Source organism: Pseudomonas sp. (assembly GCF_050739995.1).
Classification (GTDB): domain Bacteria; phylum Pseudomonadota; class Gammaproteobacteria; order Pseudomonadales; family Pseudomonadaceae; genus Aquipseudomonas.
Genome location: NZ_JBOICG010000744.1, coordinates 1 through 3,984 on the forward strand (window position 1 = coordinate 1; position 3,984 = coordinate 3,984).

Annotated in this window: 5 protein-coding genes; all 5 read right to left on the bottom strand. The window is 59.0% G+C overall.

Translation table 11 applies throughout. The annotated features are described in order from the left end of the window. Positions 1-75: 75 nt before the first annotated feature. On the bottom strand, positions 76-609 hold the full coding sequence (locus ACRESD_RS25230) for a FixH family protein (protein ID WP_431753391.1): 534 nt from the start codon (positions 607-609) through the stop codon (positions 76-78). 15 nt (positions 610-624) lie between these two features. After that, positions 625-2,028, bottom strand: coding sequence for a cytochrome c oxidase accessory protein CcoG (ccoG, locus tag ACRESD_RS25235; protein WP_431753392.1), 1,404 nt, complete (start codon positions 2,026-2,028; stop codon positions 625-627). 207 nt (positions 2,029-2,235) lie between these two features. Further along, entirely contained in the window at positions 2,236-2,646 is a 411-nt protein-coding gene (locus ACRESD_RS25240) for a type II toxin-antitoxin system VapC family toxin (protein WP_431753393.1), read from the bottom strand. Further along, complete coding sequence (locus ACRESD_RS25245) at positions 2,646-2,900, bottom strand: type II toxin-antitoxin system Phd/YefM family antitoxin (RefSeq protein WP_010208555.1); 255 nt, start codon at positions 2,898-2,900, stop codon at positions 2,646-2,648. Before ACRESD_RS25245 ends, ACRESD_RS25240 begins: the two co-directional genes overlap by 1 nt. A 151-nt stretch (positions 2,901-3,051) precedes the next feature. After that, positions 3,052-3,984: cytochrome-c oxidase, cbb3-type subunit III (gene ccoP / locus ACRESD_RS25250; RefSeq protein ID WP_431753394.1), on the bottom strand; the 933-nt coding region annotated here is incomplete at its 5' end.

The window sequence follows — 3,984 nt, forward strand, 5'->3', positions numbered from 1 at the left end:
AGCCCGCTCCTACAGGATCGCGGTGTCCTGTGGGAGCGGGCTTGCCCGCGATGCGCGACGCGCAGGTTTGCCGGGTTACTGGTCTTCAGCACCTTGCAGCGGCTCGTCACCGAGCAGCAAGTCCTTGTCGTGGCTGACTTGCTCTTCTTCGAACATGCGCCAGGTCTTGTCGCCTTCGACCCCGAGCAATTCCACGAAGCGCCGACCATCCACCTTGTCCGTCACTTGGCCGATGTAGCGGCCGGGTTCGCTGTCACTACGGGTCAGGGTAATCCGGCGATCCTTCTCTGGCTGGGTCGGCGAAATCAGGTTCAGTTCCAAGGTGTTCGGGTTGCTGTTGCCGGTCAAGCGCAGGTCGACTTCGCCGGTCAACTCGTCCAGGTGCACCGACGCGCGCAGTTGCAGGGTCTGGGCCAACTGTTCGCGGTCCAGGGAGCGGTTGATGCCTTTGCCGGCCTCGTAATAGTTGTCGTTGACCAGGTTGTCGGGGTTGTTCACCGCGATGGTCACCATGGACAGGGTCAAAGTGACCGAGCAGGCCAGGATGCCAATGATGATCCAGGGCCAGAGATGCTTGTACCAAGGGCTTGCGGCAGTTGCTGCGGGCATTGTCGTGCTCTCTTGTTAACGGACTTGTGGGCCGATGAATCGGCTCTTGGCTTCAATGTGGACGCTGTCGTCATCGGCATCCTTGAGGATGAATTTCACCTCGTTGGTACTCGACGGCAGTTGTTCCGGCGCGCTGGACAGCTCCACCGGCATGCTGACGATATCGCCCGCAGCGACTTTGATTTCGCGGCGGCCCTGCAGCTTGAGGTCCGGCAGGCCGGCAGCGTCGAGCACATAGGTGTGGTCGCGCTGGTCCTTGTTCATGATCTTCAGGCTGTAGACGTTTTCGATGCGACCTTCGGCGTTTTCGCGGTAGAGCACTCGATCTTTACTGACATCGAAGCCCACCAGCGAGCGCATGAGAAATGCCGTGACCAGCAGGCTGATCATCGCCAGCAGCACCAGCGCGTAGCCGATCAACCGTGGGCGCAGCTTGTGGGTCTTCTGCCCGGACAGGTTGTGCTCGGTGGTGTAGCTGATCAGGCCGCGCGGGTACTCCATCTTGTCCATGATGTTGTCGCAGGCGTCGATACAGGCCGCGCAACCGATGCATTCGATCTGCAGGCCGTCGCGGATATCGATCCCGGTCGGGCACACTTGCACGCACATCGTGCAATCGATGCAATCGCCCAGGCCCTGGGCCTTGTAGTCGGTGCCTTTTTTACGCGGGCCGCGCGCTTCGCCACGACGTGGGTCGTAGGAGACGATCAAAGTGTCCTTGTCGAACATCACGCTCTGGAAGCGCGCGTACGGGCACATGTAGATACATACCTGTTCACGCAGCCAGCCGGCGTTGCCATAGGTGGCGAGGGTGAAGAAACCCACCCAGAAATATGCCCAGCCATCGGCCTGCCCGGTGAAGAAATCGAACACCAGTTCGCGGATCGGCGAGAAGTAGCCGACAAAGGTCATGCCGGTGACGAAACCGATCAACAGCCACAAGGTGTGCTTGCTGAATTTACGCAGGAATTTGTTGGCGCCCATGGGTGCTTTGTCGAGCTTGATGCGCTGGTTGCGGTCGCCTTCAGTGACCTTTTCGCACCACATGAAGATCCAGGTCCATACGCTTTGCGGGCAGGTATAACCGCACCACACACGTCCGGCGTACACCGTGATAAAAAACAGGCCGAAGGCGGCGATGATCAACAAGCCCGACAGCAAGATGAAGTCCTGGGGCCAGAAGGTCGCGCCAAAAATGAAGAATTTACGCTCCGGCAGATTCCACCACACCGCTTGGTGACCACCCCAGTTCAGCCACACCGTGCCGAAGTAGAGCAGGAACAGACCGGCACCACCGAGCATGCGCAGATTGCGGAACAAGCCGGTGAAGGCGCGGGTATAGATTTTCTCGCGCGAGGCGTAGAGGTCGACGGTTTTGGCAGGCGGGGTAACGTCATGTACCGGTATCTGGTTGCTCATCATTGCATCCCACGGCGGTGGAGATTTGCCTCGGCCAGTACGTGCCAACCGGGGTCAAATTAGGGGTGTTGCAGTGGCCTAATGATACGCCCCCAGTGGTGCGCGAAGGGTGCGACCTTTGGTCGCGTTGGGGGAAATCAATTGATGGTGTACGTGATCTGGATCAATTGACTTGGGAAGTATGGACGGTTTTGGCGGGTAAGCGGGTCATTCGTCCCATGGATTGATCAGTGGAACGCCGCTGGATTTGAAATCGCTGATGTTGCGTGTCACCACGGTCAGCCCGTGAACCAGAGCGGTAGCGGCGATCAATGCATCACTTTCATTGGCCCGGTCAGGAACATGCAGATGTGCACAACGTAGGGCGACTGCGGTATCCACCGGCAGAATCCTGGAATCAAAAGCGGGCATTACATGGCGCTTGAGCCAGGTTCTTAGCACCTTGCCTTGTACCGGGTCTCGGCGCTCGATACGCAAGACCCCGGTCTCCAATTCTTTCAGCGTAATCGCTGAAATAAACAGGCGTGGGGCAATCACACTTTTGGCCCAGGCAACGACCTTTGCATCAGCCTGGGGTTTGCGCAGTTCGGAAATAACGTTGGTGTCGAGTAGGTACATCAAGAGAGGTCCACGGGTCGATGAGTGATCACGGCGCGTTCGGTTTCGAAGTCGATATCGGCCGCTTCCGGCATCACCAGAAGATCAACGATATCGGCATTGAGCCCTGTCAGTTTCTGGTAGTCCTCAATACTTAGCAGTACATGGGCAGGCTTGCCGCGATCGGTGATAAAAACCGGCCCTTGGCGGGCGGCTTTTTTGGCACCACTTGTGTCTTGGTTGAATTCGCGGCTGGAAATAGTAGTGATGGTCATGGGGAGGTCGCCCTTCGTCAGACTGTTTGTAGTTACGTTACTACTTTTAGGCTGCGAGCGGTAGTGTGTTCCTGCTTACATAACCTCCCAGAGCCAGAAACAACAAAGCCCCGCCAGCTTTCGCTGCGCGGGGCTTTGTTGTTTCGAGGGCTTACTGCTCCTCAGCCTTCTTGTCCCCATGGGACAGGCTATAAACATACGCCGCCAGCAAGTGCACCTTGTCATTGCCTTGCAGTTGTTCCTGCGCAGGCATCTGGCCCTGACGGCCATAACGGATGGTCTGTTGCAGTTGGGCAAAGCTGGAGCCGTAGATGAATGCACCCGGATGGGTCAGGTCGGGCGCGCCCATCGCTGGGGTGCCTTTGCCGGCCGGGCCGTGGCAGGCCACGCAGTTGGCGGCGAAGAGTTTCTCGCCGTTGGCCACGTCGGCCTTGGCACCTTCGGGCAACTTGCGGCCGTCAAGGTTGGTCACCACGAAACCTGCTACGTCGGCCACGCCTTGTTCGCCGATCACGTCGGCCCAGGCCGGCATCACCGCATGGCGGCCTTTCATGATGGTTTCCTTGATGGTGGCCGGCTCGCCGCCCCAGCGCCAGTCGGCGTCGGTCAGGTTGGGAAAACCGTAGGCACCCTTGGCGTCGGAACCGTGGCATACCGAGCAGTTGGAGGCGAACAGGCGGCCACCCATCTTCAAGGCTTGTGGGTCCTTGGCTACTTCTTCAATCGGCATCGCGGCGAACTTGGCGAAGATCGGGCCGAACTTGGCGTCCGACTTGGCCATTTCCTTTTCCCATTCGTGTACACCGGTCCAGCCAGTCTGGCCGTTGGCGAACGGGGTTTGCTTGTCGGTATCGAGGTAGTTGTAGCCCGGCAGCAGGCCCTTCCAGTTGCCTAGGCCGGGGTAGAGCACCAGGTAGCCGAGGGCGAAGACGATGGTGCCGACGAACAGCATGAACCACCATTTCGGCAGCGGGTTGTCGTATTCCTCGATACCGTCGAACGCGTGGCCGACGGTCTCGTCGGTCTGCTCGGCGCGCTGGCCCCGGCGGGTGGACAGCAGCAGCCAGGTCAGGGCGAAGATGGT